At 61.6% G+C, this 25,474-nt stretch carries 21 protein-coding genes; 6 read left to right on the top strand and 15 right to left on the bottom strand.

The genetic code is table 11. From position 1 onward, the window contains the following. Positions 1-89: 89 nt before the first annotated feature. The 10 genes from LIG30_RS04710 to LIG30_RS04670 form a co-directional block, all read right to left on the bottom strand. Positions 90-1,214 (bottom strand): glycosyltransferase family 4 protein, encoded by a 1,125-nt coding sequence (locus tag LIG30_RS04710; RefSeq protein WP_038710074.1) that lies wholly within the window; start codon positions 1,212-1,214, stop codon positions 90-92. Further along, on the bottom strand, positions 1,211-2,368 hold the full coding sequence (locus tag LIG30_RS04705) for a glycosyltransferase family 4 protein (RefSeq protein WP_051994868.1): 1,158 nt from the start codon (positions 2,366-2,368) through the stop codon (positions 1,211-1,213). The genes LIG30_RS04710 and LIG30_RS04705 overlap by 4 nt, the downstream gene beginning before the upstream one ends. 6 nt (positions 2,369-2,374) lie before the next feature. Further along, the gene (locus LIG30_RS04700; RefSeq protein WP_200929634.1) at positions 2,375-3,361 is read right to left on the bottom strand and encodes a glycosyltransferase family 4 protein; all 987 of its coding nucleotides are present in this window, start codon (positions 3,359-3,361) and stop codon (positions 2,375-2,377) included. Positions 3,362-3,535: 174 nt separating this feature from the next. After that, the gene (locus tag LIG30_RS04695; protein ID WP_160326678.1) at positions 3,536-5,869 is read right to left on the bottom strand and encodes a polysaccharide biosynthesis tyrosine autokinase; all 2,334 of its coding nucleotides are present in this window, start codon (positions 5,867-5,869) and stop codon (positions 3,536-3,538) included. A gap of 113 nt (positions 5,870-5,982) precedes the next feature. After that, entirely contained in the window at positions 5,983-7,170 is a 1,188-nt protein-coding gene (locus tag LIG30_RS04690; protein WP_051994865.1) for a glycosyltransferase, read from the bottom strand. Further along, positions 7,170-8,363, bottom strand: a complete 1,194-nt coding sequence (locus tag LIG30_RS04685) for a polysaccharide biosynthesis/export family protein (protein ID WP_160326677.1) — start codon at positions 8,361-8,363, stop codon at positions 7,170-7,172. Before LIG30_RS04685 ends, LIG30_RS04690 begins: the two co-directional genes overlap by 1 nt. Next, positions 8,360-8,836, bottom strand: a complete 477-nt coding sequence (locus LIG30_RS24995; RefSeq protein WP_160326676.1) for a low molecular weight protein-tyrosine-phosphatase — start codon at positions 8,834-8,836, stop codon at positions 8,360-8,362. The genes LIG30_RS04685 and LIG30_RS24995 overlap by 4 nt, the downstream gene beginning before the upstream one ends. Positions 8,837-8,952: 116 nt before the next feature. Then, complete coding sequence (locus LIG30_RS04680) at positions 8,953-10,332, bottom strand: undecaprenyl-phosphate glucose phosphotransferase (RefSeq protein WP_038710071.1); 1,380 nt, start codon at positions 10,330-10,332, stop codon at positions 8,953-8,955. Positions 10,333-10,385: 53 nt separating this feature from the next. Then, a complete protein-coding gene (locus tag LIG30_RS04675; RefSeq protein WP_083493899.1) occupies positions 10,386-11,921 on the bottom strand; it encodes a mannose-1-phosphate guanylyltransferase/mannose-6-phosphate isomerase in 1,536 nt (511 codons plus the stop codon). 84 nt (positions 11,922-12,005) lie between these two features. Then, on the bottom strand, positions 12,006-13,259 hold the full coding sequence (locus tag LIG30_RS04670) for a GlxA family transcriptional regulator (protein WP_235510191.1): 1,254 nt from the start codon (positions 13,257-13,259) through the stop codon (positions 12,006-12,008). A gap of 98 nt (positions 13,260-13,357) precedes the next feature. On the opposite strand from LIG30_RS04670, the gene LIG30_RS26000 reads away from it, so the two are divergent. The 3 genes from LIG30_RS26000 (at position 13,358) to LIG30_RS04660 (ending at position 14,537) form a co-directional block, all read left to right on the top strand. Beyond that, the gene (locus LIG30_RS26000) at positions 13,358-13,597 is read left to right on the top strand and encodes a hypothetical protein (RefSeq protein ID WP_152986008.1); all 240 of its coding nucleotides are present in this window, start codon (positions 13,358-13,360) and stop codon (positions 13,595-13,597) included. 299 nt (positions 13,598-13,896) lie between these two features. After that, positions 13,897-14,298: a helix-turn-helix domain-containing protein gene (locus LIG30_RS27600; RefSeq protein ID WP_442856840.1), complete on the top strand. Its 402-nt coding sequence runs from the start codon at positions 13,897-13,899 to the stop codon at positions 14,296-14,298. Beyond that, complete coding sequence (locus LIG30_RS04660) at positions 14,295-14,537, top strand: DUF6429 family protein (RefSeq protein ID WP_038710068.1); 243 nt, start codon at positions 14,295-14,297, stop codon at positions 14,535-14,537. The genes LIG30_RS27600 and LIG30_RS04660 overlap by 4 nt, the downstream gene beginning before the upstream one ends. Before the next feature lie 1,305 nt (positions 14,538-15,842). Here the strand turns inward: LIG30_RS04660 and LIG30_RS26765 are convergent. After that, positions 15,843-16,007 carry a hypothetical protein gene (locus tag LIG30_RS26765; protein WP_160326675.1) on the bottom strand — a complete coding sequence of 55 codons (165 nt, stop codon included), beginning with the start codon at positions 16,005-16,007 and terminating at the stop codon, positions 15,843-15,845. Here LIG30_RS26765 and LIG30_RS04650 point away from each other — a divergent pair. Then, entirely contained in the window at positions 16,006-16,506 is a 501-nt protein-coding gene (locus LIG30_RS04650) for a GDP-mannose mannosyl hydrolase (RefSeq protein WP_051994864.1), read from the top strand. The genes LIG30_RS26765 and LIG30_RS04650 overlap by 2 nt on opposite strands. 21 nt (positions 16,507-16,527) lie before the next feature. Here the strand turns inward: LIG30_RS04650 and LIG30_RS04645 are convergent, their stop codons facing one another. Together LIG30_RS04645 and LIG30_RS04640 are read right to left on the bottom strand one after the other, a co-directional pair. Continuing rightward, positions 16,528-17,586 (bottom strand): helix-turn-helix domain-containing protein, encoded by a 1,059-nt coding sequence (locus LIG30_RS04645; protein WP_200929632.1) that lies wholly within the window; start codon positions 17,584-17,586, stop codon positions 16,528-16,530. Positions 17,587-19,182: 1,596 nt separating this feature from the next. Continuing rightward, entirely contained in the window at positions 19,183-20,031 is an 849-nt protein-coding gene (locus tag LIG30_RS04640; RefSeq protein WP_038710181.1) for an ureidoglycolate lyase, read from the bottom strand. Positions 20,032-20,416: 385 nt separating this feature from the next. On the opposite strand from LIG30_RS04640, the gene LIG30_RS04635 reads away from it, so the two are divergent. Together LIG30_RS04635 and LIG30_RS04630 are read left to right on the top strand one after the other, a co-directional pair. Further along, positions 20,417-21,238 (top strand): IclR family transcriptional regulator, encoded by an 822-nt coding sequence (locus LIG30_RS04635; protein WP_038710065.1) that lies wholly within the window; start codon positions 20,417-20,419, stop codon positions 21,236-21,238. A gap of 174 nt (positions 21,239-21,412) precedes the next feature. After that, positions 21,413-21,964: a hypothetical protein gene (locus LIG30_RS04630; RefSeq protein WP_038710064.1), complete on the top strand. Its 552-nt coding sequence runs from the start codon at positions 21,413-21,415 to the stop codon at positions 21,962-21,964. Between the two features lie 714 nt (positions 21,965-22,678). Here the strand turns inward: LIG30_RS04630 and LIG30_RS04625 are convergent. Both LIG30_RS04625 and LIG30_RS27115 read right to left on the bottom strand, forming a co-directional pair. Continuing rightward, the gene (locus LIG30_RS04625; RefSeq protein WP_038710061.1) at positions 22,679-25,039 is read right to left on the bottom strand and encodes a bifunctional acetate--CoA ligase family protein/GNAT family N-acetyltransferase; all 2,361 of its coding nucleotides are present in this window, start codon (positions 25,037-25,039) and stop codon (positions 22,679-22,681) included. After that, the coding region (locus LIG30_RS27115) for a hypothetical protein (RefSeq protein WP_235510187.1) at positions 25,020-25,474 on the bottom strand (455 nt) is incomplete at its 5' end. The genes LIG30_RS27115 and LIG30_RS04625, both read right to left, overlap by 20 nt.

Genomic DNA, 25,474 nt, shown 5'->3' with positions numbered 1-25,474 from the left:
GTCTGACTTCCGTTGCGCATCCATCACGCCATGCATAGCGCGCCCACCCAGCACGTCGCTGTGCGAACGCTGCTTTACACGGCTTTGGTTCAACGTTTCCGATCGAGATTGACAGTAAGGATGTCGACCAACCGCGACCAATCGAAATGCTGGCGATAGAGCGCGCGCCCCGATTCCGCGACCTTTTCTCTCAATTCCCGATTCCAAGCCAGCTCTAGCGCGGCCTTCGCCAAACCACCATGATCAAGCGGATCACTCGCGAGAAACGACGCTCCTGCGGCACGTTTGAGCATGGCGTCGCTATTCCGGCCGATCGTCGTCACCGTCGCAACCCCGTGATCGAGACCGGCCATGAACGAGCCCCGGCGCGTTGACACACCGTCGATGAAGAGCGGCAACGTGACATCCATTGCCGATACGAGTCTCGATACCTCACGGGGATCAAGCGCGGTTCCGCCCGCAATTTTTTTTCCGGGTAACAATTTCTTGAGCGAATCCGTTCCGCCCCCCGCACAGATCAGCGACACGTCGATCCCCTGACTGGCGACTGCATCGACAATCTTCGGCACTACGTCAAACATTCGGTCCGGATGCGCGGACCCGAACACGCCCAATGCGACCGAGTGCTCCGCGATCCCCAACTCATCGCGAACCGCGCGCCGATCCGCACCGACCACCGGGATGTTCGATCCAACCGGGAGGTGCACTACCAGCTTGTCCGGATACCAGCCTGCCAGCAGCCGTGTCCATTTTTCGATTGACACAAAGATCGCGTCCGCGACTTGCCCCAGCCGCCAGAGCTGCAGGCGCTGCCAAGTAGTCATGATTGCGAACTTCCATGAAATGGAAGGAACAAAACATTCGTGCACGATCAGCGCCACTTTGATGCCGGGGCACGTCTTCTTGATCGTCGAGATCACCGACGGCAACTGCAGATTCAAGCCCCACCGCCCCCACGCAAACGGGTTGTACTGCAGCAGTAGCCATTCCGGCGGAGCTTTTCTGACTTCGTTCAGCAATTGCTTGACACCCGCCCGGGTGCTCATTGAGAAGCAAGCGGTCGTCTTGACCGGCAACGCGTCGATCGTCTGCGCGTCAGCCGTCAGAATCTCCACATGATGCCGATCAGCAAGCGCCTCCGCTAGAAAACGCGTGTGATCCCCGATACCGTCAATCGCCGGAGGCAATTTTGGATAGGCAATTTGAATTCTCATGATTGGCCGAACGTCCCAGCGATCGCGGATCGATACAGCCCCTCCAGTTTTTCGACGTGTGCAGCCAGCGTGAATCTCTCATTCACTATCTTTCTGCCATAGGATCCAAGTTGCTCCGCATACGGCCGATCCAGCGCCAGTCTTTCGATCGCATTCGCCAGCGCAACTTCGTCGCCAGGAGCGACAAGCAAACCGTTTTCGCCATCGCGGACCACCTCCGGCATACCGCCGACCGCGCTGACGATCACCGGCCGCCCAAACGACATCGATTCAAACGCTACCGTCCCGCCTGGTTCGTGCCACATCGACGGAAACACGATTGATCGCGCCGCGGTAAGCAGTTCCGCCACACGCTGCGGCGACAACCAACCGTGAAATGTCACGCGACTGGCGATACCCAGTGACTTGGCAAGCTGGATCATCTCCTGCTCGTCCGGCCCGCTTCCACCGATATCGAGATGTACCGGAACCTTGGTCCGTGCAAGCGCGCGCAGCAGCCACTCGACCCCTTTCGCAGGCGTGATCCGCCCTAGAAATACAAGTCTGGGTACACCGCTATCCGGGATCGGGCGCGCCTCGGCGACAGTAGGGCCCATCAAATGGAGCACCGCGATCCTGTCAGCCGAATACCCGGCCGCAATCATCCGATTCTTCAGGAACTCGCTCACCGTAATCACCGGTATCGCCGACAGCGTGTGCCGCTCTTTCCAGCTCCGCTCGATCTCTTCGACGATTTTGGCCGGGCGCACGCTGCCGCACCGACCAAGCACGTGACCTACGCTACACCCGACCAGTCCGGCGACTCGACTGCAAGGACGTCCGAATGCCCTAAGAAACTGAGTTCCGCTCGGACAGTATGGCGCGTGCCCATGAACCGTTCGCACGACGCGACAGCTCCCACCGCCGGGCGCACCGGAAACTTCCGTATGCAGATGCAGAATCTCGATGCCCAACTCATTCGCAGTCGCATAGAGATGATCGGTATCGCGCACAATCGTCGGGCGCATTGACGCATCGCCGTCGCTTTCGGGCGCGCGGGTGTCGAAGAAGTGGACCTCATGCCCACTCGCCCGCTGCGCATCGCTCACACGGCGGATGTATGTCGCAATACCGCCGGGATGCCAGATCCCCGTCATGTAGTGGCCGATTTTCATGTCGCGTCAGACCGTCTCACGATAAACATCACGAATGCATGAAATCAGCGCCTCCAGATCTCCGGTTGGAAAGACGCTTCCATCCACACCTGCCTCCACATACTCTTTCATGCCGGTATCACTCGAAACAATCACGGGAACGCCACATGCTTTCGCCTCCATCGGTGCATACGCAAAGCCATCCTCATACGTCGGGTGGACACAGACACTTGCTTGCAACAAGTGTGGCAACGGATCGCCCGCACGCAGCTTGATGCGCGCATTTCGCGCACACGCGCTGCGCAAATAAGCCTTCATGCCCCGTGTCGCCCATCCGCCGACAAGAACCAACTCCGCATTCGGGATCGACAGCCTCTCAAACGCGTCGACCAGCAGCGGGATGCCCTTCGCGACCGTCAGACTGCCGACGTAGACGACGCGGAACACGCCATCGAATGGTTTGCGGCCCGCCGGCGTGAAGCGATCGCTGACGGTCAGCGGCACTTTGACCAGCTTTTCAGCAGGTACCCCCTGCGCGACGAACGACTCGAACGTATAGTCGGTCGCGACATGGATCTGATCGGCCAGCTCGTATTCGCGCAACGTCTTCGCGATCTGCGCACGATTCAACCAGCTCGACTCGAGCGGGTAGCGCTTGATCGCCAGCCGATGTTGTGTCGCCACATTCGACACATGGCTGTTCGCCGCAACCAGTATCAGACGTGACGTACCGAGGCGACGCGCCTTCCTGAAACTGTGCAACGCCTGCCCCACGAAGGCGACCAGCGACTCCGGCGCCGCGGCCATGGCGGACGCTACCGAACGATCGAATGCATCGACGTGAATGAAGCTCTTCCAGCCCGGCGAATATCGAGCCGGAGACCAGCGCAAGAGCGCCGCCGCCAATCCCGATGAAATCGCCTGGCCGATTTGCTCATCGCCCGTGCGTGGACGAGCGCAGCTATAGCCGCCGAGCTCCCCGTTTTCCCGGGCGTGTTCGACCAGGTGCGCCAAGTGCAAACCAAGACCGCCGGCGCCGTATGGGGCGTTGCATGATATCCACTGACCGCCCGACCTCGGCGCTGGGGTGTTCGATCTCAAAGCATTCTCCGTTGCCATGGCGAAGCGTCATTCGCGAATGCTGTCCGTGCGGTCAAATCGCGCTTCGCAGCATTCGCGGCCGAGGCACTATCGATCGCGCCTCTTGTTACCCTTCACGTCATCTCGCCCCAGAATCGATCGGACGACGGATTTCAACTTAGGCACGAAGCCTTCTGAAACCTCGCTGGTATATTCGTAACCGTACGAGTATGCGTAGCCGTACCCGTAGCCATAGGAACCCGCTCGCGCACCGACCTGGTTGAAGATGAACCCGTCGCACTTGACCCCGCTCGAATCGAGCCGCGCAAGCGCTTCCTGAATTTCCCGTTCCCGATGCTCGCCCGACTTGAGAACCAGCAGAATCGTGCCCGCCGTCCGTGCGATGACTGCGGAATCGCTCACCGGGAAGATCGGTGCGGAATCGATCAGCACATAGTCGTACTGCTCCGACAGCGCCTTGATGACCATATCGAGGCGCCGGTGCATGACCAGCTCCGCCGGGTTCGACGGAAGATCGCCGCGAGGAACCACGTCCAGCAAGTCGATCTCGGACGAACGCACTGCCGCGCCCGCGTCCGCCGCATCGGCGATCAGTTCTGACAGCCCGGGATGCACGGGAACCTGGAAATACTCGTGCAGCCGGCCGCGTCGAAGGTCGGCATCGACCACCACCACACGTTTGCCGGACAGTGCAAGCACCGCACCCAGGTTCGTCGCGACGAACGATTTCCCGATATTCGGAATCGGTCCGGTCACCATGATCACGTTGTTCGGCGCGTCGAGCATCTTGAACTGAAGCGACGTACGCAGCGCGCGGAGTGCCTCGACCGCACGATTCTTCGGATCGAATGCCGCAAGCACGCCATAGCCCTCGCCCTGCCGCAGCCTGCGGGTAATTTCACGTTGCTCCGATACATACGGAATCGATGCATAGGTCGACACGCCGAACCTGCGCTCGAGCACGAAAGGATCGTCGACCCCCCGCATCAGCATACGTTGCGCCAGCACCAGCCCAACCCCGAGCGCGAGGCCGAGGAAAATCGACACGCCCGTGATGAGATCCGTGCGCGGGCTCGCAGGTGCGAGCGGTTGCAACGGAAGTTCGAGAATCCGCACGTTCCCGATCGTGCCGGCCCGAGAGATCTCGAGCCCCTGGATGGTGCTGAGCATCGCCGTATACAGCTGCGTGTTCGCCTCCAGATCCCGAGTCAAGCTAAAGACCTTCTGTTGCACGTCAGGAAGCCCCTGGGTGCGCTTGCTCAATTCCGCGATCTTTGCGTCGAGAACGCCGATCTGGTCGTCCACCATCTTGACGGCGGGATGCTGCGGCGTGAATCGCTGAATCACCTGCATGCGATCCTGCTGCAGCTTCAGGCGATCCGCCTGGAGCTGCACCGTTTCCTGCAATACCGTCCTGGTTTCGCCGGTGATGTCGACCAGCGAATTGCTCTTCTGATATGCCGCCAGCTTTTCCTGAGACTTTGCGAGTTGATCCTTGAGCAACGGCAACTGGCGCTTCAGGAAGTCAAGTGACTGCTGTGCATCCTGCGACCGACGCGCGATGTTCTGCGCAAAATACGCCTGTTGAATGGCTGCAACGACATCGGTCACGAATTCCGGCGACGAACCCTTGTACGTAATTTGCAGAACGCCGGAACTGCTTCCCTGCTCGGCAACCATCAGGTATGGCGAGATCTTGCCCAACGCCTCCTGACGGGTGACCTTTCGCACGGTGAACTCGGTGTGCGGGCGCGCCACGAACCCCGACACCAGAAGCTCGACCTTGCCGTCCGCGCTGGTCGCAAGCTTTCCGGTGATGCCTCTGAGCACGACAACACCCAGGCTGTCCGTCAGCACATAGTGTCCCGCCTCACCGGCCGTCAGGGTAAAACTGTGACCAATCCAGTCATCCGGAACATCAAAGCGCGTTACGACGAATTTCTCGCCGCCCCACGCGAATTTCCCCAGGCCGAACGGCGCGGACGACGGCTTCGGAAGGTTCTGGCGCAAGCGCTGAACAGTATTTCCAATGACCGGAAATGCCTTGGGTGCAGTGGAAATCTGCAGATTCAGCTTGTCCACCACCTGATCGAGCACGACCCGGCTCTGAAGCACTTGCAGTTCCGCCGCCGTCTGCGCGGGCGCCCCGGTCAGCAACTGCGTCAACTCCGTCAGTGTCGAGTTTGGCCCTCCGGCCGACGCTTCGACCTGAACCAGGCCAGATGCGACGAATACCCGCGGGCTCATCACGCTGACAACCTGCCCCAGTAGCGCCACGATGACAGCGGTAATCAGGATCGTGACCATTCCGTTACGGAGCAGATCGACGAACTCGCCAATCGAAATACCCCCCTCATCGTCACCCGCGTAAAGTGACTGAGCCGTGCGCCTCTTTTCCAGAGGTGAGCTGATCTCGGACATGGATCTAATATTCTTCAATTGGAATCTATATGTATTGCCAATATCGAACGCTTTACTGATTTGCCGATATCGCATCCCGGTACTGCGAGCAATGCTCCCTTATGCCGTCGGCTCTACACCGACCGTTCAGGTGGATGCCGGGCGTCCCTTCCTGGCGAGACACTCAAGCGCACGAAGTTTTCCATCTCATCCATAAACCGTTCCTCACTGAACTTGCGAGCTTGAGCGGCGCAATCTTCCGCACTCCACTTCACGGCCTCGAACGCATCCAGCGTCTCGTTGATCGCGTCCGGCACCTGCGAATGAAAAAACATCCCGGTCTTTCCAGGAATAATCGTTTCGAGCGCTCCGCCCCCACCATAGGCGAGCACCGGCTTTCCGCATGCGTTCGCTTCGATCGGTGCAATGCCGAAATCTTCCAGACCAGGGAAGACGAACGCATAGGCGTCGCTCATGTATCGCTTGACTTCGTCACGCGATACACGCCCGGTGAATTCGACGTTCCCGGCGGCCATCTTCTCCAGATTCACACGATCCGGACCGTCGCCAACGACCACGAGCCGGCGCCCATTTTTCGAAAATGCCCGCACCGCAATATCGATGCGCTTATAGCCGACAAGCCGCGAGACGATCAGGTAGTAACCCTTGTGTTCCTGGCGCGGCTCGAAATCACTCACACGGACTGGCGGGTAGATGACGACCGCCTTCCGGTTGTAGAAATCCCGGATTCGATCCTTCACGCATTGCGAGTTCGCGACAAAAAACGAAATGCGTTGCGCGGCCCGGTAGTCCATCATGCGCAAAATAGCCAAAATCGGCTTTACGATCGCGCGCACCGTCCGGCTCTTTATCTCTTGATCAAGATAGGAATCCTGAATCCAGAAGAATCTCGGTGGAGTATGACAATAGCAGATAGACGTCGTCGACTGCGTAAACAGAGCCCACTTCGAAAATCCGCTGCTACTCACGATTGCCACATCGGCATTGATCTTCCCCAGCGATCGGAAAGCCAACGGAAACAACGGAAAATATTTCTTGAAATTCCGGTTAATCGTCGGCAAGAATTTTAACCAGGTATCCACAAGGCGCGCACCACGCAAGTCGTCCATCAGCACACGATGATTGACCACGCTCGTATATACGCACGCATCGGGGTACATCCGGTGCAATGTGGCAACGACCTGCTCGGCCCCGCCCATTTGCACCAGGTAATCATGAACGATTGCTGTCTTCATCGCGAATACCGTTTCATTAGCGCAGAATTGCGTGATACGTGCTTTTTCATTCAAGCCGGCACCCATTACTTTGCCGTGGACGCTGCCGCATTCATCAACGAAGCGCTCGGGAGGAGTTGGTTGATCACGCGACCCCAACGGGCGATTTTCGCGGAGTCGACAAACACGACGTCCCTCGATTTCAGCTCGAAATGCTCTGCCAGCACCAGCGCATCCGCCGAACTGGCGTCCAAGTGATAAACGGTCGGAATTTTTCCTTCGGCGCCACGCAACACATAGATCTGGCCTGTGTTCGACGTGATCTGATCGTTACCACCGGCTTCGGCGAGCGCTTCCGACAGCGAATAGTGTCCGAGCGGAACTTCGAGCGACGACGCCCTGCGCACTTCACCGAACACAAAAACCTTCTCCTGACGACGATCAGGAATATTCAATACGTCGCCGTTCTGCAGCACGACATCCTGCGATTGATCGCCGCCGGTGAACATTTTGTAGAGGTCGATCGACAACGGCCGCCCGTCACGCGTCAGCGTCGCCTGATTCTGGGAAGCATTCGGGTTAAATCCACCGGCGGCCAACACCGCGTCGCTTACACGCAGCGGCACGTCCGTAATCGGCAGCACGGCCGGCGCTTTAACCTGCCCCGTCACATAAGCCTTCTTGCTGCGAAATGCCGCCATCGTTACCTCGACCTGCGGATTGAGAATGTATTTCCTCAGGCCGTCCTCGATACGCTTGCGCACGTCGAGCATCGTCATGCCCGCGACGTGGAGCATGCCGATGTACGGATAAAAGATGGTTCCGTCAGCCGCCACGAGTCTGCCGAAATCGCTGCCGGATTGCGTCGCGCCGACCACCGCGACACCCGATTGGGCAGTCATTCCGCCGATTGAACTCGGCGTGTTGAGCTCCGGATGATCCCAGACCGTCACGCGCAAGATGTCGTATGGCGCGATCTTGTACGAGTACGACGCCTCCTTGCCTCGAACCACGCGCGGTTTGGCGGCCGTCTCATCCTTGCTATCGCGGCTCTGAAGGTCCTCGATCGTGCCCGGGGTAATTCTGATCAACTCCACCTGACTGTTAGGTTGCGTTCCCGGCACCATCACCGGGCGGCCGTCGTCAGGTGCGACGAGATCCATTTTCATCCCCGGGCTCGCACATCCGGCCATGACAAGCGCCGCGACGCTGGCAATAGCGGCATTTTGCAGCATAGATTTCGCCGCTTGTTTTGACGATGTTGTGACGACGTTTTTCATATATTGATCAGTCCGGTACGAAGAAGTTGTTGCGCCCACTGCTTGCATCCTTTTTCCAGTTTCTTCGTTACAGTCGTGAAGACCGCTTCGTTTTGTCCAACAGGATCTTCAACTTCCTCTTTACCGCTCCAGTGACCAATCAAAAAACTCCTTCCAATGGTGGTTGGAAATTGCTCACCCAGATGACGGAGATGATTCATTTCCATTGCCAAGATGACATCCGCCCGATCCACGTCACGCACGGCCAACCGCTGAGACCGCTTGTTCGGATCGATTTGATAACCGAACCGGCTGGCCATGGATTCGGCAATCGCGTCGGGCGGAAAGCCAGGCGGCGCGCGCAATCCGGCAGAAGACACCGTCACGCCGGCATATTCTTGAAGCAGGTTTCGAAGAATGACTTCCGCAACCGGGCTTCTGCAAATGTTGGCGGTACAGATAACAAGAATATCCAGCTTGCCAGTCTGATTCATTTCATATCCGCATACGTCTATCGAACAAAGTCTGACCTCCATCGAACGTGAGTCACATCGCCCTGAATATTGCGAGGAAAGTCGAGGCGACCGATGTTCAATATCGCGAACCAGATTCAATAAGCATTGCTACCTGACAGACCTTTCGCGATCGTCGCCATGACAATTCGCATATCCAGCGCGAACGACCAGTTGCGCAGGTAGTACAGGTCGTACTCCACCCGCTTCTGCATTTTCTCCAGCCGGTCGGTCTCGCCGCGGAAGCCGTTCACTTGCGCCCAGCCGGTAATGCCGGGCTTGATCCGATAGCGGTGGATATAGCCTTCCACCACCTTCTGATAGATGTTGTCGTGCTCGATCGCGTGCGGACGCGGCCCGACCACCGACATCTCCCCGCGCAGCACGTTGATAAACTGCGGCAGCTCGTCGAGGCTCGTCTTGCGCAAGAAACGGCCCAGCGGCGTAATTCGCTTGTCGGTCTTGGTCGCCTGGGTCACCACGCCGGCCTGCTCGGTATGCACACGCATCGAGCGGAACTTGTAGATCTTGAACACACGGCCATCCGCGCCCTTGCGGTACTGCTTGAAGAACACCGGGCCGTGCGACGTCAGCTTGATCCCGAGCGCGATCAACGTCATCAGCGGCAGCAGCCCCAACAACGCCACCGCGGCGAACAGACGGTCGAAAATTTCCTTCTGCACCATCGCGTGGCCCGGCAGCGGCGAAGCAACGAGGTTGATCGCCGGTGCGCCGACCAAGTCGATCATCGCGCCGTCGAACAGCGCGACGCTGCGCATGTCCGGAATGAAGCGGATGTTCACGAGCTCATCGCCGAACTCGTTGACGAAGCGCAGGATCGTCGCCTCTTCCGACAGCGGCAGCGCGAGCCATATTTCCTGCACGCCCTGCTCGCGCACGTACGCCGCGAACTGCTCGAACTCGCTGAATACCGGCACGCTCGAGTTCGCGTTGTTCACCACAGGACGCAGATCGAAAATCGCAGCCGCGCGGAAGCCGCTGGACGGCGATTCGTCGAGGTTGCGAATCACCTGCTGGCAATGCTGGCCGTAACCAACGACCGCCACATTGCGCAGGTTCATGCCCGCCTGACGCACGCCGCGCAGCACCGTATGGGCGACAAGACGCGAAGCGATCAGCGCACCGCCGGTGATCGCTGTCCAGTACACGAACCACAGCCGCGACACCACATCCGCGCGATGCAACGTGAACATCAGAACGATCGCGCACGCCTGCACCACGATCCACGCGAGCGAGAACCTTCCCGCCAGGCGCAGCATCGACCGGCCGCGCCACGATTCGTACACGCCGAACGCCGGAAACAGCACCAGCGAGAGCGCGACGGCAAGTGTGACGAGCGCGCTGTCGTAGCGGCCATCCGAGAGCATTTGGAAACGGAACTGCGAAGCGACCAGCGAACCCGCGACAATCAACACGACGTCAAAGACGCGCGCCAGCACCCCTTGTAGTCCGAACATTTTCAATCCCCCGTCTGTAGCTGAATTACGCGATTACGCGAATCGGCAACAAATCACGCACGACCGTATGTGTCGTCGAACCGGACGATGTCGTCTTCACCGAGATACGAACCCGACTGCACTTCGATGAGTTCGAGCGGCAACTTTCCCGGGTTCTCGAGCCGATGGGTAACACCCAGCGGAATGAACGTCGACTGGTTCTCGCTGAGCATGAATTGCTCGTCGCCGCGCGTGACCAGCGCGGTGCCGCTTACCACGATCCAGTGCTCGGCGCGGTGGTGGTGCAACTGCAGGGACAGGCGGCCACCCGGATGCACGACGATGCGCTTCACCTGGAAGCGGGCGCCATGGTCGATCGAGTCGTAGTAGCCCCAGGGCCGCCGCACCTTCCGATGCGTGTCTGCTTCGGGCGCCTGTTGCGCCCTGATCCGGCTGACCAGCCCCTTCACGTCCTGCACGCGGGCACGATCCGCAACGAGCACGGCATCGTCGGTCTCGACCACGACGACATTGGTCACGCCGACACACGCCACCAGGCGGCCTTCCGAGTGCGCGAAACTCGACGTCGCACCTTCGAACACGACCTTGCCTCGCGCGACGTTGCCGTCTGCATCCTTGTCCAGGGCTTCCCACACGGCATCCCACGAACCAAGATCGGACCAACCGGCGTCGAGCGGCACGACGACGCCATGCGCCAGCCCGGCTTCCGACGCCAGGCGCTCCATCACTGCGTAATCGATCGAATCGGACGGCGAGCGCTTGAATGCTTCGGCATCGGGCCGAAAGAACGGGCCGTCGTCCGTGCCTTGCGCATAAGCAGAGATGCACGAGGCATGCATGGCCGGTTGCAAACGTTTGAGCGTGTCGAGCCAGACGCTCGCGCGCACCACGAAGATGCCGCTGTTCCACCAGTACTGGCGCGACTCCAGATATTGCGACGCGAGCTCGGCAGCCGGCTTTTCAACGAAGCGTTCGATGCAATGCGCGCCGGAGCCGAGCTCCGCACCGAGCTTGATGTAACCGAAGCCTGTATCGGCCCGGGTCGGCGGCACGCCGAGCGTTGCGATCGCGCCACGCTGCGCATGTTCGGCAGCAAGCGCGATGGCGCGATGAAACGCGGGAGTATCTGCAATCGCATGGTCGGCCGGCATGGCGACGATGATTGCGTCCCCACCGTCCGCGTCCGCAACCGCTGCCGCCAGCGTCAGCGCCGGTGCCGTATCGCGGCGGCCGGGCTCGACCACGATGCGAGCCGCGATGCCGCTCGCGCGAAGCTGTTCCGCCGTCACGAACCGGTGCTCATCGCCGCACACGATGATGGGTTCGGCCACCTGACGCGATTCGATGGAGAAGCCCTTCATCCGCTGGACCGTAGCCTGCAGTAGCGAATCCGAACCGAGCACGCCGATCAGTTGCTTCGGGTATTGCTCGCGCGACATCGGCCAAAGCCGGGAGCCGGAACCGCCCGCCAGCACGACTGGCACGGCGCGGATCGCAACGTCAGCAGCTTCGGCGTGATCCACCGCGCCGCCCACGGACGAATCGATCACATCGTGCTGATCTTTCTCACCATCGATGAACGTCGACATAATTTGCACTCCTATTCGCTCTGCATGAAATCCCGAGGACGAATGCCCACGCGATGGAACCACGCTCTCAACCGCGGTCGTGGACTACTTATTGCTATCCGGCCTTTCCCTTCTGGCGCGCGCTCGATATTCGGAGGGCGTTCCCGCCATACGCTTCCGGAAAATCTTCGCGAGCCGATCGCCGTTGAGCCAGCCACATCGCTTCGCGATCGTATCGATCGCGAGGTCCGTCTCCGTCAACAACTGCAGCGTGCGTTCGAGACGCACCTGCAGAAGAAATTCAGACGGTGTCACACCGATTTCCTGCTTGAAAAAGCGTAAAAAATTCCGCTCGCTCATCGCGGCGACACGTGCAGCGTCGCTCACCGATATCGCCTTTTCACAGTTCTGCTCCAACCACTGCGCCGACGCGTTCACTTTCTCTGCCGACGTCATTCCTCTTTCTTCCGTTGCCGCTGGCGCCAGCACTGCGGCATCGTCGAGCGACAAACGTCCTGCAATCTTCCTCGCGGCATAGATGCCGAGATCGCGCTGCACCAGTTGCAACGCAGTGCCTTCCGGCTCGTACCTGTCGCCGTGGTGGTTCGCGGTATGGCCCACAGCCCAGCGATGCAACGTCCCCGGATCCTGCCGTCCCGGCAATAGCTTTCCCCAGCGCCATCCAGCAGCTTCAAGCAACACACGCCCTTCGCCGATCGCCTTGACGACCGCCGTGAGCGGCAACACCCTGCGCAACCAGTCGATCACCCGCCTGTCGCGCGCCGCCCGCATCGCCCCTTCTCCACCTGCGATGAATAGCGCATCGAATCCCATGGCGCGCTCTGCATCGCAGGGATAGGTCCGCACGCTGATGGATGAGGACCACACCATGCTTCCACCTTCGGCGGAGTAAAACCGGACTTCGTACAACGGTTGGCCGTTCGAGCGTGAAGCGTGAATCTCGTTGGCCACCTGGAACACTTCAGGAATCACACCGGTCGTCAGCAGCGAGAAGCCATCGAACAAGACAACGCCAATGTCCCGGATTCTTCGCCGTACCGCATTGCCTTCATCGGACGCGGCTTCGCCTTCCGGATTGCCGAGACGTATGGACACGATAGAACTCTCTTGGACGTTGACTCGAATAGCGATGCCCTGATCGAAGCGGGCCTTCCCTGCCCTGTTGCAACGCATCATACCTAGCCCGCCGGATGGCGTATTAAGGCTGACGGATGCGGACAGAATGTTGGCGGAATAATCCGCGGGATTTCCCGGATCCGATCGGGTACGCATTTTTCGCGCACTACGAAGCGTTGTGAGCACAATGCGGTTTGTCGTGTTCGAGTTCGGCACATTCATTCGCATCGGATCCGATTCAGCCCGCCTCTGCGCGAGTGCCCACGTACTTATTTCCGGACGGGAAATTTTTCCGAATCGGGAAGGGCCCCGGCATTCGCATGATTGAACTCAGCGACGGAGCGCGTCACGGAAGGAGACAGCCGGCCATTGCTTGCCTTCCCCTCGGCGCAAGCCTTGTGGCGGCGTGCGCGCGCTTCTCGACCCATGTCAGTCATTCGCACGGGCCGGAAATGCGCGGGACGATCTCGATGCGGATTCGCTGGATCGACGTCGCACGCCACGATTCTCACCGGTCAATTGATGCGCAATATCCGTTTGGCATAGGCTTTTCGCATTGATGCTTGTCTGATGTCATGACGGAATATCGGCATAACCGTACTGTGCGGGAATCGGGAAAGATTCGGATCTTGAAACACGCACGAGCTTTCCCTGCATCCGGATTCCGGGCTGACGGGAGCCGCCAGCCATGCGCAAGAAAACTGCTAGCACTTGTCCGCCATCATCCTCTTCATGCCGCAACGGAATGATGCGCCGCAACAGGCATTTACAGCGGTTTGCTCAAGTGTTGTGTGGCTAGTCCTGATGCGCGGAACTCGTATTGAGCGAAACGGAGCGTGATCAACTCACGGCCTTGACGATGCGGCGCAAGACGGCGCACGCGTTGGCATTGCGAGCCCGAATCGTGCTGGCGTGCGCCGATGGCACCGATAACAAAGCGGTCGCGGCGAAGCTGCGAGTCACTCAACAGACGGTGTCGAAGTGGCGCGGGCGCTACGTGACCAATCGGCTGGATGGCCTGCTCGAATCCGCGTCGTGGCTCAATCAGCCCGAACGCTGGTTCGCCACGCTCACCGAGCAATACATACGACGTGGAACGCATCGCTCGACACGACAACTCGAAGAGGCCATCCGGCATTACCTCGACGTCTATAACGCGGAGCCCCGGCCCTTTGTCTGGAGCAAGTCCGCCGATGACATTCTCGCGAGCCTGGAGCGGTTTTGCACACGGGTCCAGAAGGTCTCAGGAAGAACGCCATGAACATTGACACAGCTGCGATTGACGACGCCGTCCTCGCGCTCCTCTATTTGACCGTGCACGACTGCAATCGCGCCTGGAAGAGCTTCGATTGGGACGTACTCGACCGACTTCATGAACGCGGCCTCATCGACGAACCGGTCAATAAAGCGAAATCCGTGATCCTCACTGAGGAGGGTTTGCGCGAATCCGAGCGCCTCTTCAAGCAGCACTTTGTCACTGCTGGCAGCAAAACCAATTAATGAAACGAGTTTCTAACTCACGACACTAGGCAGGTGCCGCGGCTGCGCACATGCACAGCCGGGTGTGGAGACTACGCACGAAAGAAGCCGGCGCAGCCGTCAGTTGCATTCGCACACCTTCGAAGCGTGCGTGCGCGAAGCTTCTCACAACATCGCGGCGCTTGCGATGAATGATGCGATGCCGGCCGGCAACGCCAACACAGAAACCAGCGCCATTCGCCTCAGCAAACGCGCTCTCGCGGTCTCTCTCGCGCCACGCGCCCGATGCGATTGAAACTCGAGCATGATCAGGCCACGGCCGTGCCGCGAACCCACCCAGAATGCAGACCTGAGACTGAAGAGCACATAGATGACGATCCACGCGAAACACAATCTCGAAAGAACTAGGAAAACAATACCCATATCGCTCCATCCCCGTATTTTATAAGCACATCCGATCCGTCAAGACGCATCCGGCCTCTTCTCACCAGAATACCTTGCGGCGCAGCATTCAGACTCGACAATAGTTTTTCTCAATCCGCCAATCACATTGACGACTATTTACCAATATTTACTATTAAAGACTTTGATCGCGCACCGTTGACACAAATCGACTCATTGCGTACACGTCGACGCACAAGGCGTGTGACTGACGCGTTGCGTGTCGAGAGGAATAGACCAATAAGACGTCGCGTAGAGAATCGGGAACGTGGAGAGGGGTGCAGCGCGTGCGCTGCCCGGCAGACGCACGCCTCGTCGCACCTGCAGCGCGCTATCGACACGACGTGCAGAACCGCAGGCGGGAACTACATCAACAGGCCGACTGCCGGGCGCATAAAATTGCGCGCGCGAGCACTCGACCTCAAGAATAAAAAGGCCTGTACGCCCGAGGGCGGCAGGCGAAATTCCGAGGAGATTCCGGGGATAATGCTCTCCTCGAAAGGCCAAGACGCAGCTTAGCTCGGAAATGCGGCGCGCCGGCACGCTGTGGCGGACGCAACCACGATTATGGCCGAATGAAATTCCGTTGCATTCGAAACCAACGTTTGCACCGCATCCGGCGCGAAACGACTTCAATGACCGCTACGATTTCTTTGCATCTCCATTGCAGATCCGTTTCGATATGCACTTTCACTTCGGTATCCGACAGACTCTTCGAATTGTCTGAATGCTGCAATGTTTTGGCCGATGTCATGCAGGATTAACGCCCACCATCTCATTGGCGATTCCATCTGTCGATCGATCCGCGCGTTCCGCTTCGTAGAATCAACCAGCAGGCACGCATGCGGCTCGGAGCGCATTCGACATGCGGCGTCGCCCCGATCGTCATCGATCGGATAACGGATTTTCAGCGGCACAGGCATGCACCGGTAAACTGGCGTGCAGCGAGGAGACATTCAAGGTCACGCCGCGTGAGCGACGTGCGTCCCGTTTCTTCCACGGCCGCTTCTTCATCAAGATTTCCTGAATCACAAAGGGCGCGTTCACCATGCTTCCGATCGAATCCTTCCTGAGCGTTGTCGACGCCACGCCGCTCGTTTCCATCGACCTGATCGTCCCGAACGGCGAAGGCGGCTATCTGCTCGGACAGCGCGTCAACCGACCCGCACAGGGGTTCTGGTTCGTGCCGGGCGGACGCATCCGCAAGAACGAGCGTCTCGACGACGCGTTCCGCCGTATCGCGCATGACGAACTCGGTCGCACCGACCTCGAGCGCGCCGACGCGGAGCTGCTCGGCGTGTACGAACATTTCTACGAAGACAGTTTCAGCGGCAAACCGGGTATTTCGACGCACTATGTCGTGCTCGGCTACAGGCTGCGCAGCACGGTCGAGCTCGACGCCCTGCCGAGTGCGCAGCACAAAGCCTATCGGTGGGCGACTGCAGAGGAAATCCTGAGCGACGCCACCGTGCATGCGAATACGCAGGCCTATTTCAACGTAACGGCGGCACGCCAGGATCTGGCCACGCCAATAACGGGCTTGCGCTAACTGCTGGCGACGCAACGCACGCTACGAGGCCTTCTTTTTCAGCCAGTTGGTCATGTCGATGCCGGATGCGCTCTCCGCCGTCGACATCATCCGGCTGCGCGCAGCCGAGCGATACTCGGTCGGCGACATCGACAGATGCTGGCGAAACAGCTTCGCGAGGCGATCGCCGCTGCCGAGCCCCGTGCGGCGGGCCACCTTGTCCGCCGGCAGATCGGTCTCGACCAGCATGCAGCACGCCGTCTCCAGCCGCACGCGCAACACGAACTCGGTCGGCGTCACGCCGATTTCCTGCTTGAAGCGCCGCAGGAAATTCCGTTCGCTCATCGCGGCGGCCTGCGCGGCGTCCGCGATCGAGATCCGGTTCGCACTGTTGACACGCAGATGATAGGCAGCCGCTCGAATCAAATCACTGGCGCGCGCCTCGCGCGGCCCGAATGTCACGCTCGCGAATTTCTGGATCGCACCGGGCATCATGCTCGCGACCAGGTCCTGCGCGATCTCGTATCCCATGTCGCCGCCGACGATCGACAACGCGGTCTGGAACACGCTCTGGTCGCCGTCCCCGGATGTGCGCGGCGACATACCATCGGTGGCGGGCGCGAGCATCGACCGAATCATCAGCTGCGCATCGGTGCCGTCCTTCCTGGTCAGCTGTAGCTGCGTCAGCAACTGTTCGCCGCCGCCGCCGCCCTTCACGATCCGCGCGCAATGATGGGCGTCACGCAGCCATTCAACCGTGCGATCGTCCATCGCGTGCGCACTGTTCTGTCCGCCAAGGACGAACATCGCGTCGACCGCGCCAGGCTCGGCCCGGTCGATCGCCTCGGTCCAGATCTGCACGCCGGACGACGAGCGCACTGGGCCGCCACTGGCGGAAAAAAGCAGTAAATTATAGCGATCGTTGAATGCGGACTTAACGCGGCCTAATTGATTGGCCAGCTCGAATACCTCCGCCAGCGTGCCCATTTGCATGACGGGGAATCCGTCGAGCAAAAGCACGATGATTTTCATGCGTTGGTGCCCGTCGCGAAATTCGCGACCACGGCTCACGCTATCCCCCGCCCTCGAAACGTTCGACATGTAAAACATCGCGCTGGCCTCTTTTAAAAATTATTCGCATCGAATCATATTCTTTCTACTGACGTTAGGAACAATCCCGTCCGATTTCGCCATGTTGTTGGCGGAACAAGTCAAGGGGCGAGTCATGCTCTTTCTACTGACGCCAGAAACGACTTAGTCCGATTCCGCCATGCCATTGGCGGAATTATCCAAGACGCGAATCATGGACAATTTGATGTCACATCCTTCGAAAAAACGGCTTCTACGACGACACACGCCATTGTATTGACGCAAAAATCTGAATTTATGCGGTTTTTCGCCGTTCCACCCGGGGAAAAGCACACGCAGCATCCCTTCCTCCGCTGCCTGGCCCATAGATATCGTTTAGCGCTTTACCGCCATCCGTGATGCGTCCCCTGAAATGGGCGAAGTAATTATTAGCCCACATGTGGCGGGCGGCGGCTCGCCTGAAATATTCAGCGCCAGTCGCATGCTCTTGCTGCGTTAAGCAGCCGCGACAGCATACACCGCAAGAGCGATTTCTAAAGCAACAAATTAAATATATGGTTCTCGCAAACGTTCAAATGGCATGCTCATTTAAGCGTGCACGATATTGACCGCGCGCTCTCGTCCGAAGTGTAAGCGATTCATCGATTCGCGTGTTTCGCAACACCCTTTACGCAACTTACTCGATCATGTCGTATGAATGAGACAACGGGCGTCCCTGAACGCAGTCCTGATGCAGGCAGACATTGTTGACAGCATAGGTACTCAGGCTGCAATGGAAGCCGTCAAAAAGCTCGCCAGGTATGAAGCACTTGTTTGCCAACGATGCATTTGACCGGACGGCACTTATGGACAAGGCCGCAATCCTGGATTACATGGTCGCCGTGATTTTTCAAACAGGCTCCCGGAACAGCTGCTGCCACGGCGGGCGGCCGGTTTGCGCGCCTATGGACGCGGCGCCGGCCGAGGCGCAAGCATTGCGGTACCCCCTGCGGGGCCCATCCGAAACCCTGTGTGTGACGCATGAACTGACGGCCATGGAGCCGACTTATGCCCCGCAAACGTCACGAAGGAACGACAGTAGAACCGGGCAAGGGTCCGGTGGTGTTCCTCGACGCCTTGTGCGCTAAGATCCCCGACGAATGCGCGGTCCGCAACAAGGCCATCGATCTGACCTGCCGTGAGAGCGGTCGCCGGACCAACAGGCCGCCGCCCCCGGCGAGCACGCAGCCAGGAAAATGGAAGACGGGGCTGCGCATCGGAGAAAGGGGGTCGGATAATCTACTATATGCGCCCAGTCTATCCGCTGGTTTGCGAAAAAAGCTGACAAGTTCTGACATTGGCCCCGGGTCGCCGGCCCGGAATCGGAAAACCCGGCGAGCTCAAGAAACACCTCGAAGCACTCGAACGCCGGTCTTTCGACTCATCCTTCCAGTATCTTCACCACCCTGACATTTCCGGCAGTCTGACCGTGACACAGGGTTGTTCTGCGTGATGTCCCGCACGTATGGCGCGGGACAAGGTCACAGTCGTTCGATGTGGCCGCAACGAGATGAGCCAGCGCATCGCAGTGCGCCCGACCGCGACGCGGCCTGGACGGGCGCTCGGCGGTCAGCCGGCCGCTCGTGTCTGCTGGCGCTGCTCGCCGAGGCCCCGGATGCCGAGCCGCACCGTCTGCCCCGGCTTCAGGAATACCGGCGCGGGCTTGATGCCCATCCCGACGCCCGGCGGCGTGCCCGTCGAGATCACGTCGCCCGGCTGCAGGCTCATGCAGCGCGACAGATACGCGATCAGTTGCGCGACCGTGAAGATCATCGTGCGCGTGTTGCCGTTCTGGAAGCGATGCCCGTCGACCTCCAGCCACAGATCGAGCTGCTGCGGATCGGGCACCTCGTCGCGCGTGACGAGCCACGGGCCGATCGGGCCGAACGTGTCGAAACCCTTGCCCTTGTCCCACTGTCCGCCGCGCTCGAGCTGCCATTCGCGCTCCGACACGTCGTTGACGACGCAATAGCCCGCTACGCAGTCGAGCGCGCGCGACGCGTCGACGTCCTTGCACGCCGTGCCGATCACGACGCCCAGCTCCACCTCCCAGTCGGTTTTCGTGGCACCCTTCGGGATCTCGATCCCGTCGTCCGGCCCGCACACCGCGCTCGTCCACTTGCCGAACACCACCGGCTCCGCCGGCACCGGCATCCCCGACTCCGCCGCGTGGTCGGCGTAGTTCAGGCCGATGCAGACGAACTTGCCGATGCGGCCCACGCACGGGCCGATACGCGGCTCGCCGGACACGAGCGGCAACGCGGCCGGATCGAGCGCGCGCAACCGCGCGAGCCCTGCGTCGGACAGCACGTCGCCGGCGAGATCCGGCACATGGGCCGACAGATCGCGAAGCCGGCCGTGCGCGTCGAGCATGCCGGGTTTTTCCTGGCCGGGCGGGCCATAACGAAGCAGTTTCATCGCACGCAATCCCTGTTTGTTGATCGAAAGCGACAGGATACCGGCATCACGCATCGGCGCGGCAAGACGCAGGAACGTGCCGGCATACGCGCAGCAGCATGAAGCAAAAAGCGCAACCCGGTGGCACGTCGAACAAACCGCACGGGCCCGTCATCGCGACCTGAGACGCCGCGAACGGGCACCTTCAATGCGGCCATCGATCAACATTCATGCATGCCTCCTGCTTGTCATCGAGATCTGCCATAGATGCGTTTTGATTCAGACCCTAACCACGGCGCTCGCCTGCTCATGGGGGCGTGACACACGAACGCCGCCAGACCGGGAAACGCGCATCGCATACCGACCGTGTGCGTGCGCGCGACCCACGATACCTATACCAACATCAATGCAAATCATGAATGACACGCGTCTGTGTACCGACGCACACGAAGAAAACGGGGAAATCGAGCGCTATCGCGCGCCCGCGCTCGACAAGGGGCTCGACATACTCGAGCTGCTGTCCGAACAGCGGGAAGGACTGACCCGCACGGAAATCACCAAGGAACTCGGCCGCAACGCGAGCGAGATCTACCGGATGCTCGAACGGCTCGTCGCGCGCCGCTATGTGACACGCTCGACGGGCGGCGACCGCTATACGCTCAGTCTCAAGCTGTTCGCGCTGGCGCACCGGCACCCGCCGATGAGCCGGCTGGTCGCCGAGGCGTTGCCGCCGATGCAGCGATTCGCGAATGCCACCGAGCAGTCATGCCATCTGTCCGTCTACAAGCACGGCAACCTGCTCGTGGTCGCCCAGGTCGACGGGCCATGCCCGTGGGGCCTGTCGGTCAAGCTCGGTGCGCGCATCGGGCTTGCCGATACCGCGTCGGGACGCGTGATGCTGGCGTTCCAGGCGCCCGCGCAGCGCGCGCAGATGCTGTCGGAGCACCGCCAGGTCAACGGCGCGCCGCTGCCCGACGAACGCGAACTGGTCGACGCCTGCCACGCGATCCGCCATACGGGCTTCCTGCGGCGGGAAAGCCTCCAGGCGCTCGGCGTCACCGACATCAGCTACCCGATTCTCGGCCCGTCCGGCCAGGCGATCGCCACGCTGACCTGCTCGCACCTGCGCCGGATCGACATGCCTGGCGCGCCGTCGCTCGACACGGTCGACGAGCACCTGCGCGACACCGCGAAGACGCTGTCGATGTACCGCGCCGCCGTGAACTGACCGGCGCGCGGCCGCGCGCCAACGCCGCCCGGCCGATGCGCGGGAGCCCGCCTTCGACGGCGGCCACCCGGCGGACGCGGCATCCGCCGCGCGGACGTTCCGGGCGCGGCGCTACGCTAAAATAGCGGCCCTCTCAAAAACGACGCCCGCCGGCCATGCCGGCAGGCGTATCCGATGGATGTCATGGCCAAACTTCTGACCGATCTCGAATTCCAACGTTTCTCCGAACTTCAGCAGAAGCAGGCGAGCTTCACGATCACGCCCGAGGAGGCGGACGAACTCCGCGACATCGTCGCGCACGCGCAGAAGAAGCGCGACGACCGGAGCGCCGCGATGCAGGCGATCGAAAACTACATCGCCCAGTTCGACATCACGCCCGACGAGCTGTTCTCGCCCGAGCAGATCGGCGAGGCGGCACGCACCTACGGCCTCATTACGGCCACGAAGAAGGAGCGCACGCTGCCGCCGTCGATCACCTTCAACGGCAAGCCGTATCAATGGACCAAGACGCTGCCCGACGACGTCCGCGCCGCGCTGTTCGACGCGTTCAAATCCGGCGAATCGATCAAGCGCTTCATGGCGATGCCGAAGGACACGGCCCGCTGCGCGCTGACGATCGCGCGGCTGGAGCGCGAAACCGGCGCGGTCTATGCGGATGCGCTGCTCGACGAACTCGCGATCTCCCGCGAGCAGGTCACCGAAGCAGCGGCGAAGCTGGCCGCGTAAATCTCGCGGGCGGCGCCCGGCCGGGCACCTTCCGGCCGGGCGCCCGGCGACCGATGCCGCGCCCGCGGAGAGCCGCACGCGATGCGTCCGAAGGCGCTCGCCGACGCTTCCAGGCTCACCCAATCGTCCCGCAAAGGCTCACCCGGCCTTCCCGGAAACGCTCACCAGGCCTTCCCGAAAAATCTCACCCATCCCTCCCGCAAAGGCTCACCGAGGCCTCCCGCAGAAGCTCCCCCCCCTGTCCCGCATCGGCTCACCAAGGCGTCCCGCAGAAGCTCACCCGCCTGTCCCGCATTGGCTCACCCATGCGTCCCGCAGAAGCTCACCCGCCTGTCCTGCATTGGCTCACCGACGCTTCCCGGAGAAGCTCACCGGGCGTCTCCCGCAACGGCTCACCAAGGCTTCCCGCATAGGCTCACCCCGCTTTCCCGCATAGGCTCACCGGGCCTTCCTGCAAAGGCTCACCGCACTTTTCCACACAGGCTCACCGCACTTTCCCGCAAAGGCTCACCCGACACTCCCGTAAAGGCTCACCGGCCTCTCCCGGAGAAGCTCACCGGCCTCTCCCGGAAAGTCTCACGGACGTGCCCCGCAAAGCCTCACCGACGCATCCCGTAAAGTCTCACCGATGCCACGACCACGCCCGGCGCGGCGCACGTCACCGGCATGCGCGCCACGCGATGCGGCGGCCCCGCACAGTGCGGGCCACGCCGCTCAGGCCTGCAGCTTCATCCGGAAACCCACGATGCCGGGCTCTTCCGTCGGCGTGATCTCGAAGCCGCACGCCTTCGCCAGCGTAATCATCGCGACGTTCTCGCGCAGCGCCTCGCCGATCATCCATACGGTGCCGCGCGAACGCGCATATTCGATGATGCGGGTCATGAGCAGCCGGCCCAGCCCCTTGCCCTTCTGATCCGGGCGAACGGAAATCGCGAACTCCGTCGTCTCGTTGTCCGGGTCGGTCACGGCGCGCACCGACGCCAGCGTATGCGCACGGCCGCGCGCATCGTCGACCGACGCGATGAACGCCATCTCGCGGTCGTAATCGATCTGCGTCATGCGCGCGAGCTGCGAGTGATCGAAGCTGCGCACCGCGCCGAAGAAACGCATCCGCAGATCCTCCGGCGACATCGCCCCCAGCAATTCGTTGTGCGCGGCCTCGTCTTCGGGACGAATCGGCCGGATGGTCATCGTGTCGCCATGCCATTCGAGCGTCTGCTCGAGATGGCGCGGGTACGGCATGATCGCGAGCCGGCTGCGGCCCGGCGCGAACACGATGCGCGGCGCGACCACCCGCACGCAATCGGGCAGCACGCGCAGCGTGACCGACATCGCCACGACCTCGCGCACGTCGCACACCACCTGCGACAGCGCCGTCAATGCATCGAGCGCGGGCTCGATCGACACGCGTCGCGCATAGGGCGAGCGCTTCATCACCGCACGCGCGAGCACCGTGTTCAGCGGCGGCAGCCCGTAGACGACGGACGGCGCGGACACGCCGTCCGCGGACGGCACGGCATAGCGGAACACCGGGCCGAAATTGGCGTCGTCGTGCATGTCGACCGTGATGTCGACGATCGCGCCGCCGGGCGATTCGTCTGCCGACGCCGCGCCGTGCAGCCCGAAGTGGGACAGCCAGCGCGCCGCCGCGTCGCCGTCGAGTTCGCCCTGCCCGGTTTCCAGCATCCGGCGCGCGTCGGCCTGCGCCGCCGCGACGGCCGACGCCGGCTGCCGCGTCGTGGCCTCGGGCGTCTGCATCAGCAGCTCGCGGCCGAGGCTGTAATCGACGAGCCGCGCGTATGCGCGCGCGAGACGCTGCGGCGTCGTATGCACGGGAATGCCGCTCGCATGCAACGCATCGCGCGTCGCCGCGTCGACCGCGCCAAAGAAGCACGCGAGAATGCCGCGATGCGCATGCTTGCGCGACTCGATCAGGACACGCGCCACCGCATCGGCCGGCGCGCTGTGCGACGTCGAATGCACGACGAACAGCGTTCCGGCCTGCGCGAACGGCTCGAGCGCCTTGATCGCGGTGCCGAAATGCTCGGGACGCGCATCGCCGCCGAGCACCAGCGGGTTGGCGGACGCGGCCACGCGCGGCAGCGCGGCCGACACGGCTTCCGACACCGCCGACGGCCATTCGGCCAGCACGTCCCGCACCGCAGCGACGGCATCGATCGCGAGCTTCGCGACGCCCGCGTCGCTCGTCACGAGCGTCGCCGCGCCGCTCGTCGCGACGCGGCCCACGCCGAGCGTCTCGATTTCATCGAGCAGATCGTCGAGCGCATCGACGCGCACCATCCCCGCGCGCTGGAACGCGGCCGTATAGAGCGCATCGCCCGGATCGCCGCGGCCGGTGCGCAACGCAAGCACCGGCTTGTTGCGCGCAGCCGCCCGCGCGGCCGACATGAACTTGCGCGCGGAGCGCACGGTGTCGAGTTCGAGCAGGATCGCGCGCGTGCCGGGATCGCTCGCCAGGTAATCGAGCACGTCGCCGGCATCGACATCGGCCTCGCCGCCGAGCGCCACCACGTGCGAGAAGCCCAGCCCGCGCGCATGCGCCCAGCCGAGCACGGCGTTCGTCAGCGCATTCGATTGCGATATCCATGCGACGCCGCCCGCCCGCGCCGTATACGCCGGTGCGCCGAAATGCGCGTGCCGGGCCGGCGACAGCACGCCGAGGCTGCCCGGCCCGACGATACGGAGCACGAACGGCTTCGCGGCGGCGAGCGTGTGGTCGAGCGCGGCACGATCCGCGTCCGTGCGCGCTTCGCCGACGATCACCGCGACGCGTGCGCCCAGGGCGCCGAGCTTGCGCACGATGCCCGGCCACGTCGGCGGCGGCGTGCAGATCACGGCGACCGACGGCGGCGCGGGCAAACGGTCGACATCGGGCACGACCTTGTAACCGTCCAGCTCGCCATACTTCGGATTGACCGGCCATACCGGCCCTGCAAACGCGCCGTCGAGCACGCGCGACCACACCATCGCGCCGATACTGCCTTCACGCGACGACGCGCCGACGACCGCGACAGACTTGGGTTGGAACAGCGCATCAAGATGGCGAACGGTCACAGCGGCTCCAGGCGATGAAGAGGAAGACTGTCGAATCCGGACATGGCCACGCGAGCCGCCGCCCGATCGACGCGAAACCCAAGCATAGGCGAACGGCCTGCTGCTGCCTATATGCCGAACAGCCTGTCAACCGACACGGATCAAGCGGCGCGCCATGCAGCGGCACGCGGCATGGCGTCGCTGCCGCGGCAACCGGCCGCACGCCGGCCACGCCCGCGCCAATCCCACGCAGCGCCGCCGCCCCGTGCGTCGAAGGTGAGGATCTACGGGAAGCAAGGTGAGGATTTTCAGGAATGGCGAGCGACATCGCACCCATGGGCAAAAGGTGATGCGCGGGCTCGGCGAACATGCACCGCGCCTGTTGCGCGAAGCCCGGCACGCGATACGTCATCGTGATGCGGATTGCCTGAAATCCGCACCCTACGCCGCGCAATC

It is taken from the genome of Burkholderia sp. lig30, assembly GCF_000687455.2.
Lineage (GTDB): Bacteria > Pseudomonadota > Gammaproteobacteria > Burkholderiales > Burkholderiaceae > Burkholderia.
This window is presented reverse-complemented; position numbering and strand designations above follow the sequence as displayed.

Excerpts from the sequence above, each read along its gene's own strand:
- LIG30_RS04710 (WP_038710074.1), bottom strand. The coding sequence starts at position 1,214 with ATGAGAATTCAAATTGCCTATCCAAAATTGCCTCCGGCGATTGACGGT.
- LIG30_RS04705 (WP_051994868.1), bottom strand. The coding sequence starts at position 2,368 with ATGAAAATCGGCCACTACATGACGGGGATCTGGCATCCCGGCGGTATT.
- LIG30_RS04695 (WP_160326678.1), bottom strand. The coding sequence starts at position 5,869 with ATGTCCGAGATCAGCTCACCTCTGGAAAAGAGGCGCACGGCTCAGTCA.
- LIG30_RS04690 (WP_051994865.1), bottom strand. The coding sequence starts at position 7,170 with ATGGGTGCCGGCTTGAATGAAAAAGCACGTATCACGCAATTCTGCGCT.
- LIG30_RS04685 (WP_160326677.1), bottom strand. The coding sequence starts at position 8,363 with ATGAAAAACGTCGTCACAACATCGTCAAAACAAGCGGCGAAATCTATG.
- LIG30_RS24995 (WP_160326676.1), bottom strand. The coding sequence starts at position 8,836 with ATGAATCAGACTGGCAAGCTGGATATTCTTGTTATCTGTACCGCCAAC.
- LIG30_RS04680 (WP_038710071.1), bottom strand. The coding sequence starts at position 10,332 with ATGTTCGGACTACAAGGGGTGCTGGCGCGCGTCTTTGACGTCGTGTTG.
- LIG30_RS04675 (WP_083493899.1), bottom strand. The coding sequence starts at position 11,921 with ATGTCGACGTTCATCGATGGTGAGAAAGATCAGCACGATGTGATCGAT.
- LIG30_RS04670 (WP_235510191.1), bottom strand. The coding sequence starts at position 13,259 with ATGAATGTGCCGAACTCGAACACGACAAACCGCATTGTGCTCACAACG.
- LIG30_RS26000 (WP_152986008.1), top strand. The coding sequence starts at position 13,358 with ATGATTGAACTCAGCGACGGAGCGCGTCACGGAAGGAGACAGCCGGCC.
- LIG30_RS27600 (WP_442856840.1), top strand. The coding sequence starts at position 13,897 with ATGCGGCGCAAGACGGCGCACGCGTTGGCATTGCGAGCCCGAATCGTG.
- LIG30_RS04660 (WP_038710068.1), top strand. The coding sequence starts at position 14,295 with ATGAACATTGACACAGCTGCGATTGACGACGCCGTCCTCGCGCTCCTC.
- LIG30_RS04650 (WP_051994864.1), top strand. The coding sequence starts at position 16,006 with ATGCTTCCGATCGAATCCTTCCTGAGCGTTGTCGACGCCACGCCGCTC.
- LIG30_RS26765 (WP_160326675.1), bottom strand. The coding sequence starts at position 16,007 with ATGGTGAACGCGCCCTTTGTGATTCAGGAAATCTTGATGAAGAAGCGG.
- LIG30_RS04645 (WP_200929632.1), bottom strand. The coding sequence starts at position 17,586 with ATGTCGAACGTTTCGAGGGCGGGGGATAGCGTGAGCCGTGGTCGCGAA.
- LIG30_RS04640 (WP_038710181.1), bottom strand. The coding sequence starts at position 20,031 with ATGAAACTGCTTCGTTATGGCCCGCCCGGCCAGGAAAAACCCGGCATG.
- LIG30_RS04635 (WP_038710065.1), top strand. The coding sequence starts at position 20,417 with ATGCAAATCATGAATGACACGCGTCTGTGTACCGACGCACACGAAGAA.
- LIG30_RS04630 (WP_038710064.1), top strand. The coding sequence starts at position 21,413 with ATGGATGTCATGGCCAAACTTCTGACCGATCTCGAATTCCAACGTTTC.